The organism is Pirellulaceae bacterium (assembly GCA_029243025.1).
Lineage (GTDB): Bacteria > Planctomycetota > Planctomycetia > Pirellulales > Pirellulaceae.
Genome location: JAQWSU010000045.1, coordinates 1001462 through 1020402, shown reverse-complemented (window position 1 = coordinate 1020402; position 18941 = coordinate 1001462). Strand labels below are relative to the sequence as shown.

15 protein-coding genes are annotated in these 18941 nt (G+C 51.1%); 3 read left to right on the top strand and 12 right to left on the bottom strand.

The annotated features are described in order from the left end of the window. Positions 1–293 precede the first annotated feature (293 nt). Entirely contained in the window at positions 294–617 is a 324-nt protein-coding gene (locus P8N76_22690; GenBank protein MDG2384494.1) for a sulfatase-like hydrolase/transferase, read from the top strand. Between the two features lie 88 nt (positions 618–705). Here P8N76_22690 and P8N76_22685 read toward each other — a convergent pair whose 3' ends face one another. Next, positions 706–1458: a hypothetical protein gene (locus tag P8N76_22685; protein ID MDG2384493.1), complete on the bottom strand. Its 753-nt coding sequence runs from the start codon at positions 1456–1458 to the stop codon at positions 706–708. Positions 1459–1760: 302 nt separating this feature from the next. Between P8N76_22685 and P8N76_22680 the strand changes: the two genes are divergently transcribed. Further along, a complete protein-coding gene (locus P8N76_22680; protein MDG2384492.1) occupies positions 1761–2006 on the top strand; it encodes a hypothetical protein in 246 nt (81 codons plus the stop codon). 129 nt (positions 2007–2135) lie between these two features. On the opposite strand, the gene P8N76_22675 is transcribed toward P8N76_22680, so the two are convergent. From P8N76_22675 to P8N76_22665, 3 genes are all read right to left on the bottom strand, one after another. Further along, positions 2136–2354 carry a DUF1731 domain-containing protein gene (locus P8N76_22675; protein MDG2384491.1) on the bottom strand — a complete coding sequence of 73 codons (219 nt, stop codon included), beginning with the start codon at positions 2352–2354 and terminating at the stop codon, positions 2136–2138. 306 nt (positions 2355–2660) lie between these two features. Then, the gene (locus P8N76_22670; GenBank protein MDG2384490.1) at positions 2661–3839 is read right to left on the bottom strand and encodes a DUF1552 domain-containing protein; all 1179 of its coding nucleotides are present in this window, start codon (positions 3837–3839) and stop codon (positions 2661–2663) included. A gap of 100 nt (positions 3840–3939) precedes the next feature. Further along, the gene (locus tag P8N76_22665) at positions 3940–6342 is read right to left on the bottom strand and encodes a DUF1592 domain-containing protein (protein MDG2384489.1); all 2403 of its coding nucleotides are present in this window, start codon (positions 6340–6342) and stop codon (positions 3940–3942) included. Between the two features lie 326 nt (positions 6343–6668). Between P8N76_22665 and P8N76_22660 the strand changes: the two genes are divergently transcribed. Continuing rightward, positions 6669–8438, top strand: a complete 1770-nt coding sequence (locus tag P8N76_22660) for a redoxin domain-containing protein (GenBank protein ID MDG2384488.1) — start codon at positions 6669–6671, stop codon at positions 8436–8438. Positions 8439–8479: 41 nt separating this feature from the next. Here the strand turns inward: P8N76_22660 and P8N76_22655 are convergent, their stop codons facing one another. From P8N76_22655 to P8N76_22620, 8 genes are all read right to left on the bottom strand, one after another. Next, positions 8480–9895: a sulfatase gene (locus tag P8N76_22655; GenBank protein ID MDG2384487.1), complete on the bottom strand. Its 1416-nt coding sequence runs from the start codon at positions 9893–9895 to the stop codon at positions 8480–8482. Between the two features lie 256 nt (positions 9896–10151). Beyond that, positions 10152–11243 (bottom strand): galactose mutarotase, encoded by a 1092-nt coding sequence (locus tag P8N76_22650; GenBank protein ID MDG2384486.1) that lies wholly within the window; start codon positions 11241–11243, stop codon positions 10152–10154. 61 nt (positions 11244–11304) lie between these two features. Then, positions 11305–12105, bottom strand: a complete 801-nt coding sequence (locus tag P8N76_22645) for an SDR family oxidoreductase (GenBank protein MDG2384485.1) — start codon at positions 12103–12105, stop codon at positions 11305–11307. 13 nt (positions 12106–12118) lie between these two features. Continuing rightward, entirely contained in the window at positions 12119–13156 is a 1038-nt protein-coding gene (locus P8N76_22640) for a galactitol-1-phosphate 5-dehydrogenase (protein ID MDG2384484.1), read from the bottom strand. Positions 13157–13361: 205 nt separating this feature from the next. Further along, positions 13362–13661: a hypothetical protein gene (locus P8N76_22635; GenBank protein MDG2384483.1), complete on the bottom strand. Its 300-nt coding sequence runs from the start codon at positions 13659–13661 to the stop codon at positions 13362–13364. A 63-nt stretch (positions 13662–13724) separates the two neighbouring features. After that, positions 13725–13970, bottom strand: coding sequence for a hypothetical protein (locus P8N76_22630; protein ID MDG2384482.1), 246 nt, complete (start codon positions 13968–13970; stop codon positions 13725–13727). Positions 13971–14091: 121 nt separating this feature from the next. After that, a complete protein-coding gene (locus tag P8N76_22625) occupies positions 14092–17283 on the bottom strand; it encodes an efflux RND transporter permease subunit (GenBank protein ID MDG2384481.1) in 3192 nt (1063 codons plus the stop codon). 33 nt (positions 17284–17316) lie between these two features. Then, positions 17317–18546: an efflux RND transporter periplasmic adaptor subunit gene (locus tag P8N76_22620; GenBank protein ID MDG2384480.1), complete on the bottom strand. Its 1230-nt coding sequence runs from the start codon at positions 18544–18546 to the stop codon at positions 17317–17319. Positions 18547–18941: the final 395 nt, after the last annotated feature.

Genomic DNA, 18941 nt, shown 5'->3' with positions numbered 1-18941 from the left:
TGATTCGACTGGGGGTTGTCGCCTGAAAAAAGTTGATGAAAGCTCTGGTCGGACAATGCTGTGGATTGATTCGCAAGTATGAAACAAGAGAAGGCAAGACCCTGTCGTATGGCAAAAAAATTGATTGAGGCAATGTTTGTTTACCATCATGGGCCGATCGACCGATCACCAATGAGCAGAAGTGCAGGGAGCTTCATTAGAATGCAGGATCGATGATTTGTTTCTGTTCTTTTCGCCAGTCTATTCATGGTTATCTTGCATCGGTCTCATACGCCGACGCCATGCTGGGTTGAGTGTTGAAATCATTGCAAAACAGTTCCTACGCCGATAATACGATCGCGGGCTTGTGGAGTGATCACCGCTATCACCATGGTGAAAAAGGTGACTGGGGTAAGCATACCCTGTGGGAACGGACGTCAAACGTTCTCATGATTTGGGCCGGACCGGGGATTGCCACCGGTGCGAAAGTCGACGCCACGGTCAGTCTGATCAACATGTATCCGACGCTTGTCGAATTATGTGATTTACCCGTCGCGGACGGACTGGAAGGAAGATCGATCGCCACCGTGTTGAATCAACCTGACGATGCGATTCATCGTGACGTGTTTCTTCCGTAGCTCGAGCACGCGGTGCAACTATGCATGCCGTGAAGTGCTAAACGGAAAGCGCACCGCCCAACGATGAGCCTGCCGGTTCAGCGCTCTCTTACGTTTTTGAAGCAGACTGCTTCAAACGTCGAATCAATTTTCGCAACCCTGTTAGAGTACTGAGAGTACTTCGCAGAAGGATAGATAAAAAGAAAAAAAGCTGATCCTTAATGCTAGTGCTGAATATGCTTCGCTTATTATCAGACAAAAAGAAAATAATCTGATCTTCAGCAAGGTCAGCATAAAAACCACCAGCATTATCAAGCATTTTGTAGCCTTTCATTTTAGCCTTGACGGTCTCTTGCGTTATGTGCCGCCAATCGTAGGTCATAAGCGGCCAAACTTCGCTACCTTCGGCGCCCGACTCGCCCACATTTCCAAGCATGCGGCAATCATCAATAATGACGATATCACCGACACATTGCCTAGCTGCAATAAACTCAAGCTCATCGATTAGCGGGGTTTCCTCGTCCCCCCATTGCTCAGCCCGCCCAGAGAAATGACCATCGAGAAAGAAAGTAATGGGTTCGTTGTAGTCACCTGCGACTTCGGGGAGCTTTGACTTACTGTTTCCATGGTGCAAGTGCACGCGTGGCTCATCATTGAAAAGCTGACAGCAATGCTCGTACCATTGCTCAGCCAGTTCGATGGAGTGTATCTGCTCATATTGAGACTGCTTTAGCATGTGCTTTATCCCGTCGCCGAGATATGAGCCCGTCTCAATGTAGATTCGGGTCGGCTTCAATCCGCTCACCCAATAGAAATTTGTGCTAAGGACTGGCATGTCTTTCCCTTTTTCCTCATGGTTCATAACGTTCCGTGTGTTCGAGCTTACCCGTCACTAGAGAGTGGGCTCCTGACGACTAGAGTCCATGCGATCCGTGTACCGCTGAGTTCGCGCCTCAGAAAAGACTGGGGCATCCCTGTGAGAACATTAGTCAAACCCAGGCCAAAAAAATTTCCGCCAGCATATCCGTACTAAATATACATAACCTATTTAGAAAACATTCCTAGTGCGCACTGGGGGAAATAGGAAACGGTTCATTCGAGCACCTACTAAATCGAATACGTTTTATTGAAAACCGCCAAGCCGCGAAGCGTATTGGCTGTCAGATGATTTACATCGCCATGTTTGATGAAGTCGATGAAGCCACTGCAAATTTTAAATGTACGAATCAGCCTCCTGTCGGCGAGGACGTTAGTTTTCTGGCCTATGAAGGACTACCTAGCGACCATTATCTCAAGTTAGCCGGACGCGCCGGCAGGTTGCTTCGAAGTGATCCCGCCACGCAGGGGCGACAGCTAGAACGCCGCTTTCCAGGCAGGCCGACCGCTGTTGAAACGAATGAAATGCGTTAGAGCAGCAAGGCAGTAGGAGTCGAACAGCAGACAACGAGAAGCCTGCTGCCAAACACTGAGTTCATCACACGGAAGGTGCAGAGCGCCTCCCCTACTCTGATCTTTTTATCGCTTCCAACAACTGGCATGTTACCGCTTGCGGATTTTTAGTGGATCTTGCAACGCTTGGCCCAGGTCGGAGAAAGTGAATTCGAAGCCTCCGTCTTGTGGTCGCTTTGGAACGACATAACGACCGTAAAGAACAAGTTCCGGAGCGAGTTTTAATACGTAGTGCGAAGCCAAGCGAACGATCCAAGCGGTCGCGGGTAACCCGATTGGTATTCCAATCACTCGTTTTAACTCACCCATGAATTCTTAATGCGACTGGGAAATGGTCGAGGCGTCGACGTTGGAAAGAACCGTAAAACGGCTTTTTGCACTACGAGATCTAAGCGCGTAAATCATAAGTCGTGGCGTGTGATAATGCCTGGCATGCGGTCCTCGCAGCCCGATCGCTTTGTCGGTCGAATGGATACCAGACGTTTCTTAATCGTATCGAATCGTCTTGCACGACAGACCAACTGGTAAGATGTCGAGCAACGCAAGCAGGGAAGGTGGAATCGATTTTCGTCGGCGGCTTACGCAATGTAGAATTGATGTGTGTACCGGACACGTTTACCAGCTTAATGTGCCCGTACTTTGTCCAAACGAGGGAGTTTCAATTCCCTGGTTGTTCAGCAGTGAGACGAACAGATTACACAGCGGGGTGCCGTCTGGCTCTTCGATGTAGCGGCCATGATTGAATCCGCCTCCGGCGAGAAAGATCGGCAAATTGTGAGCGTGATGCGCGTTGGCGTTGCCGAGGTTACTTCCGAAAAGGACGGTCGTATTCTGCAGTAGCGTGGAATCCGCCTCTGATTTGGCTTTGAGTTCACCAAGTAAACTTCCAAAGCATTCAATGATTTCCGTTTCAATTTTTTGCAGTTGTTCGATTTTTGATTTCTCGCGTCCGTGGTGTGACAGGTTGTGGTGATTGCCAGTGACGCCTTCAACTTTCGGTACGACAAAATGATCCTGAATCATCACGCTGACAATTCGTGTTGAGTCAGTTTGGATAATTAACGGCACCAAGTCCATCAGACGTTGTGTTCGACCAATCAAATCAGCGTCATCTTTCACGTCCGTTGGTTGTTCCTCAGAGACCTCTGGTTTGGGCTTGTCCATCCAGCCTTGTGCGATCTCAAGGTTTGTTTCAGCGTTGCGAACCGATGTGAAATAGTCGTCCAGGAGATGATTGTCTGAGGCACTCACTTTGTTGCGAAGCACTTTGGCGTGCGCCCCAAGTTCATCAAGAATACTTTGACCGTCCTTGAGTTTTTGTTTTTGTGCACGCACTGCTGCCGGCGTGCCTTTGAGGAAAAGGTTTGCGAATAGCTTCGCGGGACTGGTCTGTGACGGTATCATCACACCGCCACTGGTATACGACTGGCTTTGATCCTTCATTGTGCCTAACGTGATTGATGGATATCGCGTCGTGTTGATCAATTGGGAAGCGGCGACCTGATCAACGGAGATTGTATTTTTGAATCCTCCGACACCCGGTTTGCGGGCCGAGGTCAACCAAGTCATTTCACTATCGTGAGGTTGACGTCCAGTTTGGTCTTCATGTTGCAGGCCGGAGAACAACGTAAAGTCGTTGCGGTGTTCGCTCAGGAGATCGAGATAAGGCGTGGATACATAGTCGCTGCCGGATCGCTTGGGCCAAAGATTGGGTGGGTAAAGGCCAAGCGTTGTGCAAACGAAAATTGTTCGCTTCGGCGGCTGCGAAGCAGACGCAGCAAAAAGCGGATTCATGGATTCCAAGAGTGGTAGCGCCAGGCAAACTCCTGAGCTCCTGAGGAAAGTGCGTCGATCAAGTGGCTGATAGCTCATTGCGTTTTTCCAGGATGACCTATTACTGGTATTGAAACAGTTTGCTTTGGACGACTTCGTGGAGCAGGTCTCGAATGGGATAACCCTGGTCGCAGGTTTTGTTTAAAATCTCTTGAATTTCATCGCGATCAGCAAAATGGATTTGGCCGCCGGTTGAATAGACCACCAGCTGCGAGACGAAATGTTTTGCGAGTTGTTCTTTTTGGCCGAACAGATGTCGTTTGAATTCGTTGATTCCAGAGAACGTTTTCCCGTCGGCCGTTACACCACTCGCGTCGACAACAGGGCCATCGCGATAGGTTTGGTCGGTGAAAAACGAGAAGAGTCCGCCCCCAGCAGTACGATAGTTTGTCCGGAATCCACCGATTGGATCGAAGCTTTCCAGGGCGAATCCCGGCGGATCGATCGATCGATGGCAACTTGCACACGTTTCGTTGTTTTGATGGGCGGCAAGCGTTTCGCGAATCGTCGTTTTTCCTCGCGTGTCGGGTTCGATCGAACCGACGGCAGGCGGAGGAGGAGAGGGTGGAGTGCCCAGCAGGTTGGTCAGCACAAAGTTGCCTCGCATCACGGGCGATGTAACTGTTCCATTTGCGGTTGTCTTGAGGATTGCGGCTTGGGTTAGAACTCCGCCCCGTGGGCTGTCATTGGGAAGGAAGATTTTCCGGAATTCTTGTCCGGCGATGTCCGGGATCCCATAGTGATTTGCCAATCTTCGATTGGCGAAAGTGAAGTCCGAGTCAAGCAAAGTTGTGATGCTCAAATTCTCCTTCAATAATTCGGTGAAGAACAATTCGGTTTCCATCGCAAACGCGTTGCCCAAGAGTTCATCATATTCAGGATAGAGTTTGCTATCAGGCGTCGTCGCATTGATTTTGTTCAACATGAGCCATTGGCCGAGGAAATCCTTGACGAATCGTTCTGACTTCGGGTCATCCAACATTCGATTTACCTGTTGGGTGAGTACATCAGGGTCGGAAAGTTGATTTTGATCCGCGAGTGAAAACAGTTCCTCGTCGGGTAAGCTCTTCCAGAGGAAGTACGATAGTCGATTCGCTAGAGCATGATCGGTTAGTTTTCCGGGTTGGTTTTCGAACATCAGGAACTGGGTGGAACTGAGCATCGAAAGCAGAGGGATGCGGAGTGCATCGACAAACGTTCGTTCTTCTTCGATCGCCGGTTTTGCGAGGGCTGTGAAGGCATTTAATTCACCTGGAACGAAGGGCCGACGGAAAACTCGAGGTGCAAGATGTTCGAGGATTTCCTGGATGTGGTCCAGAGCGGGTTTTGATAGCTTGACCTCGAATGTTCTTTTGAAAAACCAGCCGCTGGGAGCAAGTGTTGTTCCGTGCAGTAATAGTTCCGTGCTTGCCGGAGGCCATTGATCCGCAAGTGGACCCTCGATTTGCTGTCCCAGAATAGCGAGCCCTTTGCCGCGATAGTTTTTGGCCCCACCGGCAGCCGCCAGACCTCCATACGGATTACTTTGGCTCGTGTCGAAAGTTGGATAGACTGCGTCGCCCGGTTTGAGGTAAGCAGTGACCTCGACCGTTTCAGATTTGCCAGGAACCAAGTCACAGGACGTCAGTAGTTGTGCTCCGCCACTCGGCTCTTTTGAGATCAACTTGAAGGTGATCGGATCCTTCGATTGAAAAGCCGCAACCTTGGATTTGATGCGATAAACGCCCGGCACTCGTACGGGAAAACCATGGGCGTCGGAGCGAAGTAGGTAGTCAATGTCGGCAAATAACGCGACGCCATCGTCGATTTCACGGGTGACGTTGCCGCCGAGGCTGAGTGGTTTCTCATGGAAGGATTTGAGAAACCAGCTGCTGGGAAAGTCGAAGTCATGACTCCGGTAGGGATTGCGATTTAGATTAATCGCGAGATCAAGAGCCTGGTCAGCGGCCTTGATATAACTTTCCAGATGAAGTGCGGAAATTCGCTGGTTCGAACCGACCGTGTCGAACGAGCCAGATTCTACTTCGTTAGGGATCTCGCTCGTGACGTCGCCGTCAATCAACAGTAAATCGCGGAGTGTGTATCCGATTTCGAGTTTTGTCAGTCGGCGCGCGGGCACCCGGCCGACTGTTTGTTGTCTGTTCAGGCTGGCAGATCTTAATGCTTGACGTAGTGAAGCCAACGCCGCGTCTCGTTGATTCGAATCGGGACGCGGTTCCGATTTGGGAGGCATTTCGCCATTCTCGATGCGATCGTAGATTGTTTCCCACCTGCGGAATGTCGTGGGGTCGGCAAGATTGTTGCCGATGGATTCGAAATTCAGACTCGTACTTGTATCGGCATCGTGACATTCCACGCACGATGAATTGATGAGCGGCTGGATCCCTGTTCGAAACAATTCTCCGCTTGCTACATTTGAGATCAACAGGCAGGCGGTGAAACACCAGATCCGGTTGGACTTCATCTTCCGTTATCCTTAAGCAAAACCATCTTTTTGAGGATGGTGGGCGACAGAAGTCGAGCAAGAGAAAAGCAAGGAAATTGACAATTGTTTTCCCCAGCAAAGGGTCCCTATTTCAGCATCATTTCGGGTAGGCGGCTGGATTAATTCGTGGGCCCGAAGAAGCTGCTATTGTATCAAAACTTTTGTCTCAAATTGTACCATTTTATACGCACCGTCTGGTTGCCGTTGGGGTTTTCGCTCTTCGTCAGTTAAACTGCAGTGCCACTTAGATTGAGTTTTGAAAGATCGTTTTTTTGTCGAAGCAATGTGACCGGAGAGTGCAAGTGATGAAAAATGCCATCGCATGTTCGGTTTGGCTGTTAGTTTGGTGCCCCCAAATACTTCAGGCCGATACGCGAAAACAGGACGAGAAAAGCACCTCCATCGGTATGCAAATCGAGGACTTTACCTTACGTGATCACCGAGGCAAGGAGCATTCGTTGATTGACTATCAAGGGCACCCGGTGGTCGTGGTGTTTATTGGTTCCGACTGCCCTTTGGCCAAATTGTATGCGCCGCGTCTGGAGGCGATCTATCAGGAATTTAAATCCCAGGGTGTGGGGATGTTTGCGATTAATTCAAACTGCCAGGACACGTTAACCAAGGTGGGTGCCTTTGCTCGCATCCATGAGTTGAATTATCCGGTCCTCAAGGATCCGAACAATTCCATCGCCGATCGGTTTCGGGCTGAGCGAACGCCGCACGCTTTTGTTTTGGACAGCGATCATGTTGTCCGTTACGCAGGTCGCATTGATGATCAATATGGTTTGGGCGCGACGTCCGGTTACGCGAAACCAAAACTGGAAGCGAGATTTGTGGCCAATGCTGTTGAAGACCTGTTAGCGCATCGAAAAGTGAGGGTTCCTGAGACGGAACCGACGGGTTGCATTATTGGTCGAGTTCCGCAGGTGGAACCGCATGGTGACATTACTTATTCGAATCAGGTGTCCCGCATCCTCAATGCACGCTGCGTATCTTGTCATCGATCAGGCGAAATCGCCCCGTTTCCGTTGACCAACTATGATGAAGTGAACGGTTGGGGCGAGATGATTCTGGAAGTAATCGAAAAAGGTCAGATGCCGCCTTGGTTTGCGAACCCCGAGTTTGGGAAATTCAAAAATGACTGCCGCTTGTCACCGAGCGAGAAGGAAATCTTGAAAAAGTGGGTAGCCAATGGATCGCCCGAAGGTGACCCAGCGCAGATTCCTGAGCCTCCGAAATTCGTTGAGGGATGGCAAATCTCGCAGCCCGACGAAGTGCATTACATGGCGAAGCAACCGTTTGATGTGGCGGCGGAAGGCGTTGTTGAATACAAGTACTTTACCGTTGATCCGGGTTGGACCACGGATAAGTGGATCAAGGCCTCGGAAGCACGCCCAGACAACCGAGCCGTCGTTCATCACATCATCGTGTACGCCATCCCTCCCAAGGCTCGAAGGCATCCGACACGTTACCCGAGTGTGGCAGGCTTCGCTCCTGGGAGCCCGGCAACCATTCACTTGGACGGAGTCGCGAAATTTGTTCCGGCTGGATCAAAGCTGGTATTTCAAATGCACTATACGCCAAATGGATCAGCTCAGCAGGACCGTAGTTACGTCGGATTTGTTTTCGCAGATGAGGCCGAGGTAGAAAGAGCGGTGGGAGGCGGATTAGTGGGTAATTGGGGGTTTGCGATTCCCCCGCATGAGTCAAAACACAAGATTGTCGGTGAGCATCGATTCTGGAAAGATACGCTTCTCACGTCGATGTTGCCACACATGCACTTACGAGGTAAGTCGTATCGTTACATTGCAATTTACCCTGATGGCATACAAGAAATCTTATTGGATGTTCCCAATTACGATTTTAACTGGCAGCTTAACTACGAATTCGTCGAGCCGAAGCTGATGCCAAGGGGCACCAGGCTTCGTGGCATTGCTTACTACGACAACTCTGAGGACAATCTAGCCAACCCGGATCCCTCGGCCACCGTACGATACGGCGACCAAACCTGGGAAGAAATGATGCACGGTTTCTTCACGAGCATGCCAGTCGAGAAGCGAAATCTAACCGACTAAGTGATGGGGACCTCGGGTTTCACGTCTCCCATTGCGGATGATCAAGGTTGTTTCATCAGCTCCAGTGAAGCTTGATAGGCTTTGTGGCCGGTCGACTTGCCGGGCAAAATGTCGTGCTCGATCGTGGGCACATGGCTTGCATGTTCAGCAACCACATCCGCTAAATTTGCCTCATTGATCAAGTTGGACCACTCATGCGGGTCACTGTCGTGGTCATAGAGTTCGCGTGACCCGTCCAGATATTGAATATAACGATATCGGGTCGATCTCACAGCGTAGTTGCCTTTGCCAAAGCTTGTGATGGCCGGATGGTTCCACTCCGTCTTTGGGTCGTTGAGCAGCGGTACCAGGCTTTGACCTTCCTGGGCTGCATCCGCGGGTAAGTCGGCCAATTCCAACAGCGTGGGAAACAAATCAAGTAGTTCGGCCGGTCGTTGCGTTCTTTGACCTGGGCGCAAGCCCGGACCTGCAATGATCATCGGTACCTGCGTTCCGTCTTCCCATAACGTTCGTTTAGCCCAACGTTGTTTTTCTCCCAAGTGAAATCCATGATCTGAAAATAAGACCACAATCGTGTTGTCGGCATAGTCACTCGCATCCAGGGCATCCAAGACCATGCCTACGCAATGATCAGCAAGAGACGTTGAGGCGAGGTAAGCTTGGACCGCGTGGTCCCACTCGCCGGCAGAGGTGACCCATTCATGAAGTGGTGAGACGTGTTTGAGATTGGTCAGGTTGATTGCGTACTGACTTAAGTCAGTGCGGTCTTGTTCGTTGACCAATGGCAATTCGATCGAACTTCGTGGGTGCTGGTCAAACCATTTTTGAGGCGCGTACATGGGAACATGCGGTCGATAAAATCCGACGCCCATAAAAAAAGGTTTTTCAAATTTTTGACTCAGTTGTTCGACTGCCCAGTGAGCCGCCTTGACGTCTGGCATCTCTTCGTCGCTATCGGGATAGGCTCCCCAGTCCCAGAGCGGGTGTCCGTGGGGCTGAGATATTTTCGTTTCGGGACGTGGACCAAAGCCGCCGTTTGTGCCCCCGTAGGTTTGAAAGAAACGTTGGTCACCGCCGTGGAAAAGTTTGCCAACTGCGAGCGTGGTGTACCCGTGTTTTGCAAACATTTCGGGTAGGGTGTCCAAGTTCTTTAGCTGTGGGGCCTGTTTTAGATCCGGGCTCAAAAAGTAAACGCCCGACGTATGAGGGTAACGGCCTGTCATCATGCTTGCGCGAGATGGATTGCAAACTGGCGATTGGCAATGAGCATTTTCAAATAGTGTTCCACGGTCGGCTAATCGATCGATGTGTGGCGTCTTCGCTTGAGGGTGCCCTTGTAAGCAACCAGTCCAATTGTTCAAGTCGTCGACCGAAATCAATAAGACGTTGGGCCGATCGTCCGCTTGGCAACAGTTTGCGAGAGTCACAATGGCGAACACAAAAATTACACGGCTCATGATTCTGCCCTTAGTAATCGTGGAATGACGGATCGTTGGCTGCATGATTTTGACCGGGTGCTCGGTGAACCACGTGGAACCCGGCTCTATTTTAGTCTGGAAAAATCATGTCATGCCGGATTAGGCCCGTGGAAAACTGACGGAATTGCAATGTGTGTACACGTTTTGAATTGGTCCGTTACTCATTGCTACCGCTATGCAAGGCACTCGGGCGGGAATCGAGTGCATTGGGAATCGAGGATTGCTCGTTTCACTGCTATCGAGTACCGAATTTGAAAATGGTTTGACTTTCATATTTTTCGCCCGGCTGCAGGATCGTTGAAGGAAAGTTCGGTTGATTTGGGCTGTCGGGATAATGTTGTGTTTCCAGGCAGAAGCCACCGCGATTGAGATAGGCTTTCCCCGACTTTCCTTTGAGTCGACCGTCGAGAAAGTTGCCGCAGTAGAACTGTATTCCAGGTTCCGTGGTGTGGACCTCGAGTGTGCGACCGCTAGTCGGTTCATGAACCCGAGCGGCAAGTGTGAGTTCCTTTTGCTTGTTGCCTTTGTCGAGAATCCAGTTGTGGTCAAATCCACCGCCCAACTTGAGTTGCTCGTGATCTTGATTAATATCTCGTCCAATTGGTTTTGCCGTTGTGAAATCGAAAGGCGTTCCTTTGACCGAGGAAGTTTCGCCGGTGGGAATCATGCCGGCGTCAACCGGCGTGTATTGCTTCGCATTTAGCATCAACTCGTGACCAAGAATATTGCCCTCACCCTCTCCTTTTAAATTGAAGTAGGTGTGTTGTGTGAGGTTGACGGGCGTAGCTTTATCGGTTGTAGCGAGATAATCAACAATGATTGAGTTGTCATCGGTGAGCGTGTATTTGACCGTCATCTCGAGATTGCCGGGGTATCCTTCTTCCATGTCTTTGGCTTGATAAGCAAGTTGGATCGAGTTCGTGCTGCGTTCGTTGACGACTGCCCAGACCACTTTGTCAAAGCCAATGATTCCGCCGTGCAAATGGTTTTCACCGTTGTTGGTCGCCAGTGAATAGGTTTGGCCATCAAGTGTGAATTCTCCTTTGGCAATCCGATTGCCATATCGGCCAACGATCGCGCCAAAATAGGGTTTGTCAACGGCGTTGATGTAGTCTTCGACGCGGTTGTATCCCAGAGCCACATCGGCCATCTTTCCGTCACGATCGGGTACCTTGATTGATGTGATGATTGCGCCGTAATTGGTCACGGTAACAATCATGCCGTTGTCGTTCTTAAGAGTGTAGAGCTTGATGGAATCGAAGTCGGCCACCTGCGCTGACACCGTTGAAGTGATCAATGCGAGGAATAGGCAACAAAGGGTTTTCATAGCTGGCTCTCCGTGGGCGGTAAGGTGGGATTGAGTGGGGGGATGATTGTCTCTAATTGGTTTATTCGATCAGAGGATCCGGTGTGTCGAGTCGGTGCATTTCTTGAATGGGAAGCTCAATGCCGCCGTCGATCATCATCGAACTGCCCGTCATGTAGGCACTGGCAGGATCGCACATAAAGACGATTCCTCTTGCGATTTCTTCCGGACGCCCCAGTCGTCCCCAAGGTAAACCGGCTCCGAGCTTCTGCAGTTTTTCTTCACTGAAGAATTTTCTTTCTCCGGGGGTGTCGATCCAACCAGGATGTAAGATGTTGACACGAATGCGGTGAGCTGTCAGTTCGGTGGCTGCGGTGCGTGCCATTTGGTCGATGGCTGCTTTGGCCATGTTGTAAGCCATTGAACCGGGGATTGGTCGCCAACTGTGAGGTGAGCTGACCACGACCATCGCTCCTTCTGTTTTCGAATCGATCATGTGTTCCGTGGCAGCGCGCAGTAAGTAAAAAGCGCCCCACATCGTGACCTGGATTGTTTTTTCGAAGCCTGCCATGTTGGCTTGATAAAACAGTTCTCGATCACTGTAGGCTGCGTTAGAAACAGCAATGTCCAGCCCGCCGAAGTCTGCAACCGTTTCGGATACAATCCTTTCGACTTCGGCTTGAACACCCACATTGGCTTGAGCGAGTCGAGCTTTTACGCCATGTTTGCGACAGCGATCGGCTACTTCACAGGCTTTTTCTTCTGACCCGTTGAAATTGATGGCCACATTAGCACCGGCTTCCGCTAATGCAATCGCTGTGGCGGCTCCGATGCCCTGACTGGCGCCGGTAACGATGGCGTTTTTTCCTGCGAGTGGTTTCATAACGGATTTTGCCTTAACGTGTTGGATCGAGAATGACTTTCATGGCACCTGCCTCTCCGGCGTAGAGCCGGGAGAACCAGTCGGGACCTTCTTCCAGCGAAGCTGTTGCGGTGATCATGTCGGCAACTCGAATTGCCCCACTTGCCAACAGATCGATGCAGGCTGGGTATTCGCCCCGAGAAGCACATGTTCCATAAATCGACAACTCGCGGGTCACGATTGACTGCAAGGGCATTTCCACATTGGGGCTGAGATTACCCACCAAGGTGATTGATCCACCCTTGCGCGCGCTTGCAATTGCTGTGTTGATTGTCGCTGTGGCGCCGACAACTTCCAGTACGACATCGGCTCCCCGGTTTCCGGTTGCGCGGTAGACTTCTTCCGCAACATTCACTTCGTCCGCTTTCAAGCAGATGTCGGCTCCCAGCAGCTTCGCTTTTTCCAGACGATTCGGGTCGAGGTCTACCGCAATGACTTGGGTGCAGCCGGCGAGGCGAATGGCTTGAATCACCAACAGCCCAATCATCCCACTCCCCACGACAACGGCCGTATCACCAAGAGTCACCGGGGTGCGATTGGCGGCATGGACGGCGACAGAGACCGCTTCGATCATTGCCGCATGTTCAAAGGGAAGTCCCTCTGGTAAGCGATAGCAGATGTGTTGCGGTACGGAAACATACTCGGCAAACGCTCCATGGCGGCGATATTCGCCACAGGAAACCCCTAGCACCATCCGGTTGTCGCACAAGTTGATATCACCGCGGCGGCAAAAATAGCATTCCCCACAGGAAACGGTTGAGTCAAAAGTGACAGCATCGCCCGGTTTGAAGTCGGTCACTTCGTTACCGACTTCTGTCACGATGCCTGCCGCTTCGTGTCCCATCACGAGTGGCGGAATTCGACGTCCCGAACTGCCGTCATAGCCGTGGATGTCGCTACCACAGATGCCACAGGCACGCACTTCAATCAGGACATCTTTTCCTCCGACTGTTGGAGTCTCCAGATCGGTCACATTGAGTTGTTTGTATTCGGACAACAAGAGTGCCTTCATCGACGGTTAGCTCCCGTGAGTAAAAAATGTCAGGTGATCGGTCTTGTAACTGGCCGGATGGCGGGAGATCCGGCTCAGGCAAACCGTCGAACATACAGCGAAATCTCAGGACTGCAATGAGCCAGGGAGGCAGGATCCGCAGAAAAATCGGGGAACTGAGCAGAACTTGTTTGTCGCAGCAGATGCTGAGCTCTCTGGGGACCGGCTATCCGTCCCGCAGAGACGTCAAATAATCCCTGCCTCTTTGCTGCTCCCACTCGGTCTGAGGTCGTTCATCCATCCAAGTTTCGTTGTCAACACCCAATCCATCTGCGATACGGTTGATGTAATTGAAGTAGCTGATGATTTGCGTTGCGATCGTAATCTGTTTTTCACTCAGTGCGAAAGCGCGAAGGCTCGCGATGTCCGACTCATCCACCTGATTGCAGGACAGGGTTAACTTGATGGCAAAATCGCACAACGCCCGCTCTTGCTGACTCAGATCGGCCTGCCGGTAGTCGATCATCAGTTGCTTAGCAAGATCCTCACGCCCTGACTCCTGACCGAAGTCGTTTCCGTGCGAGAGTGTTCAGTAGTAGCAGCCGTTGGCATTGCTGACCACAGTTGCCAGCATTTCGCGACACGCGGGTTCAAGTTCATTGGAGGATTTCATCAGGGTGGTGTAAAGCTGCATCGAAGCTTTCGCGGAATTTTCATCCAGACTCATCACCTGAATGATCGAAGCGACCGACCCTTGTCGCGCCGTGGCGACCTGGTAGATTTTTTTTAAGATTCCCGTCGCTTTTTCGACGGGGATTTGCGAGATATAAGCCATATTAGTTTGCCCTTGTTAGCCAAAAAGGAGGAACAGTCAGGGTGGCCATTGATTGGCTCGAACGTTGCTTTTTTTATTCCATGCCTGCCAGAAGGTCAAAGCAGTTCTAAGGTATTGCTGCTCAAGCAGACGGTTTGCTCTCAGCGGGGGCTTCTATTTGGCCGAAGCGATCTGCCCGAAACGGACGCACGTACCAAGTTCGAAATCTGGAAACTCCTTTGCGAAGGTCTTGGGCAAGCAAGAGCGAGCACGGAACCAAATAAAGTGTAACGCCCGTGGCAAAGATGACTCCAAATCCCAGTGAAACCGCCATGGGAATCAAGAATTGAGCTTGCAGTGATCGTTCCATCATTAATGGAAAAAGTCCCCCGAAAGTCGTGACGGATGTCAACATGATCGGCCGGAAACGTTTGCTGCCGGCCTCAAGAGTTGCGTCGAGTAGATTTCGACCATTGCTGCGTTGGCGATTGATGTAGTCGATCATCACCAACGTGTCGTTGACGGCAATGCCAGCCAACGCGAGCATCCCGAAAATGGAGAGGTAAGAGGGCGTGATGTCCATGATAATGTGTCCGAGTAACGCGCCGATAATCGCAAACGGCACCGCCAGCATGACAAAGCATGGTTGAATGATTGACTTCAACGGAATGGCGAGGATTGCATACAAAACCAAAAATAAGATGATGCTACCGAGGATCGTGCGTTGTTTAGCCTCTTCTGCTTCTGCGACGTAGCCCAAAAACTGATAGGACAAATTAGCTTCTTGGCACATCGCATCCAGTTGTGGCTTGATCTCTCGGGCGATTCCCATGATGTCGACGTTTTCGTGCTCCGGTTGTGCGCCACATCGCAGCACTTCAGCTCCGTCATTTCGTTCGACAAATGAGGGTGCTTTGGTGAATTTGATGTCTGCCACGGTTGCTAGTGGCACTTCTGCACCTCGAGGAGTGCGGATCTTGAGTTGATCTAAAGTATGCAGTGAATCTCGTGCTTTTTTCGGCAATCGCACCATGACGCGAATATCGTCGATGCCACGTTGTAGACGTTGGGCCTCCTCGCCGTAAAACGCTTGTCGGATTTGTTGGGCCAGCAACGACTGGGTGAGCCCCAATTCTGCCGCTCGGGGCTTTAGGCTCAATTCCAATTCGTCTTGACCATAGTTCACGCGAGCCCAGGCCGAGCTGATGCCTTCAAAGCTTTCGAGTAGATTCTTGATTTGTTGAGCGACTTCGGCTTTTTGGGGAGACGCCGGGCCTCGCAGTTCAATGTTAAGATGCTCGTCGTCGTATTCACGACGCTTTTTTAAAGTCGTTTCTGCGAAAACGCGGAAGGTGGTTGCCTCTGGGATCGACCCGACAATTTCTGTCCAGCGATTGGCGATTTCGCTATTGCGCGGTCCCGGTTCGCTGCGCTCATCAGGCGGTACGACCTCAATCGAGACCGAACCTCGCGACTTGTCGAATCTTCGACCAGCACTGTAACCTCCGGTGACACGTGTTACATGACGAATCAGGGATTCACCGCTGCCCGGATCAACGAATTCCTGCCTGACTTGCAGCAATGCGTCGTAGATGTGATCCATGTACTTGTCGGTGGTATCCCGAGGAGTGTCATCGGGTAGGTCAAGTATGGCGGTGATGCGTTGTGCATCTACCGACGGGAAAGAGACGAAACCCATACGGCCGCCGACACAGTAGCCCGCCATGATCAATGCCATGGCAAGGAAGCTTGCAAGTACGATGGGGCGATGTTTGATTGCCCCGACTAATGACGGCTGATAAAATTTCTTAATGAAAATCTCAAGTCCATCGGCAACCCTTGATTGGAAGCGGGAGAATGCATTGGTATCCGCTTTTAGCTTAAGGTGTTTTAAATGGGAAGGCAGAATGAGTTTAGATTCGATCAAAGAAAAAAAGAGTACCGGTGCGACGATCGGTGGAATCTGTTTAGCAAAATCGCCCCACGTGCCTTCAAAAAATAGCAAAGGAATAAATGCAATCATCGTGGTCAACGCGCCGAAGGTAACGGGAGTTGCGACTTCGTGAGTTCCCTGGACGGCTGCTTCCAGCGGAGGTAAACCTTCTCGGATTTTCGAGTAGATATTTTCGCCAGTCACAATGGCATCGTCGACGACAATGCCAACCACAATGATATAAGCAAACAAGCTCATCACGTTGGCGGTCACGCCAAACCATGGTTGCATCAGTGCGCCACCTGCAAAGCCGACCGGAATTCCAATCACGATCCAGAAGGCAAGTGTCGGACGCAAGAACAATCCCAGCACGAGGAGTACTAAGAGACCACCCTGAACCATGGAAACGATCAGTGTGCCTAAACGACCTCGGATGGAGACGGAATCGTCGTCCCAAACAAAAAGATCAATGCCTGCGGGAAATCGTTCACGTGAGCTGGCGACGTATTCGCAAACCTTATTGGAGATATCAATTGCACTCTCATTTCCGGTGCGCATGACCTCCACAAATAGGGCGGATTTACCATTGAACTCAACTCTTTTATCGCCTTCCTCAAAGCCATCGTTGATATCGGCAACCTCGCCTAGTTGCACCTCGGAGCCATTGGCGGATCGGATCGGAATCTTCGCAAATTCTTGTTCGGAATAAGCTTGGCCTCTTGTTCTCAGCACAAAAGTGCCACTCTCACTGTCGATTGCACCGGCAGGCAGATCGATCGAGAATTTACGAATGGCATCTGCAAGCTCCTGAAAACTCAAATTGTAGGCGAGCAATTTATTCGTGTCCGCTTCGACCGAGATTTCGTAACGCCGCCCTCCTTCGATCTTAGCTCGACTGATCCCTGGCAGTTCCAGTAGGTCTTCTTGCACGCGTCGCGCGACGCTGCTCAAGTCGTGTGCGCTCAGATCACCCGTCACTGCGATGCTAAGTACTTCGAAGTAGTTTCCGGATTCGGGGATGAAGACGCGAGGCCGTTCGGTTTCGTTGGGAAAGGTTGTAATCGTATCGATACGACCTCGTACGTCCTCCATTAAAGTTCGTAAATCGGTGCCAGTTTCGGCATTCAGATAGAATCGGGCCATGCCGCGTGAACCATCGGCGTGCAAATGCTTGATGCCCTTGACGCCTTCCAATGATTCCTCGATCGGAATCAGGATCGCACGCTCGACATCTTTTGCGGTCGCACCACGATACGGCATTTCGATTATTACCGTATCCCAACTTAGGGCGGGAGTTACCTCGAGAGGCAGACGGTAAAAAGCCGTGTAGGTTCCGGCCGCGAGGAGACCGATCATCAGGAAGTTTGCGGCGATTCCGTTGTTAGCGAACCAGCGAATCATTGATGGGTCTCATTCACCGCGTCAAAATATGAGCTAGTTCGTTACGGACTCGGGCTCAGCCTGCGTCGTGGCGGTCGCGATACCCGAATCGGGAATGATTTCAACTTGAGTTCCATCGGGTGCGTAAACCAAACGAGTAGTTGAGAGTAGGTCACCATTCTGGAGCAAAGCGTGGCGTACGATAATGTGTTTTTCATCGGACCAAAGTGGATTGATGGTGACGCACATCAAAGTCAGGTCGACCTTGTTTACGATGAAGATTTGATCCAGTTGTCGCACGGCCGCTCGCGGTATTGCAATCACGTCATTTAGTACTTTACCCTTAATGGTGGCCGTCACAGGTTGTCCAATTCTTAGGCTGGGTTGTCGGCTTCGGTGTCCAAAAGGATCTTTGACGCGTGCGATTGCAAAGAGCTCCAAAGAGTTTTCGTCAAGTGTTCCTTCAGTGCGAACGATTTTCGCCTGCCATGACAATGTTGTATCTTCCGTGATGCCGTCATGTAATAAGACGTCGATTGGTGGATCGATCGCCATCTCTGGAAGGTTGAGGAATCGTAATTCGCGGGCAGCGATGGGCAGTCGGACTTCTGCATAATCGATGGCAAAGACTTCACCAAGTGGTGCGCCCTGGTCGATTGTCTGTCCCAGGCCGACCGTCTTGCGGCGAACTCGACCATCGAACGGGGCTCGAATCTTTGTCCGCTCCAGGTCTCGCTTGGCCTGCTCGACACGAGCAATGGCAGCGTCGAGTTGGGCTTCCGCTTGCAATCGGATCGCCGTTGCTTGATTTACTTCGGCGTCCGAGACCGCGATTCGTTCTGAGAGTTTTAGCTTGCGTTCTTGATCTTGAATCGCAAGTTGGACGGCGGCCTTCGCTCCCAATTGCTGTGCCTTGGCGACCTTCTCTATGGTTTTGTAATCTCGCGGATCGATTTCGACGAGAACGTCCCCTTGGGAAAAATAGGAACCAACCTCAAAATTTGAGGCAACGCGAACGATCTGGCCGGAAACCTCGGCACTGAGTCTCACCTCGTTATGGGCTTGAACGGTGCCGTGTGTTCTAACCACGACATCGTAGTCGAGAACCTGCAGCTCTTTGACGCGAGTTTGAATGACTTGAAGTGGGACCGGTGGACTTTTTTCCTCCTCCAATTCGACAGCGAGCATCGCGAACGATGCAACACCCACGGCAAGGATCACAACCGGTATGGCAATCCGAGTGAGGTAACCAACAAATCTAGTTGTTGATGTTTTTTCGCTCACCAATTTTGACTCGGCGGAGTTTGAGAGGCGCATCGGGACAAGACATCGGTGGACCCACCACCGTCTGGACGGCGTCTATTCTCATTAACAGGGGAAATGCACCGTTGGTTTCCTATTAGACTATCCACCACAATAACCAACTTTCGTCACTAACGACAACGCTATCGAGTAACGAATTGTATATTTCGTGACCGCAAGGTTTGTGCAATCCCTCGCCTTTACTGCGGTGGGTGGGGTTGCGGGGAGCGCCGAGGAATGGGTTACTACTCAGGAGACTGACGACTGCCGTCGCTCGATGGCATGGGGAGGCAGGACTGGCCGATCAGGGGAACTCAATCAGGCAACAATTCGTTTTCCGAAAATCTTTTGCCTGGTAATAACCGATTCCGGGGGCG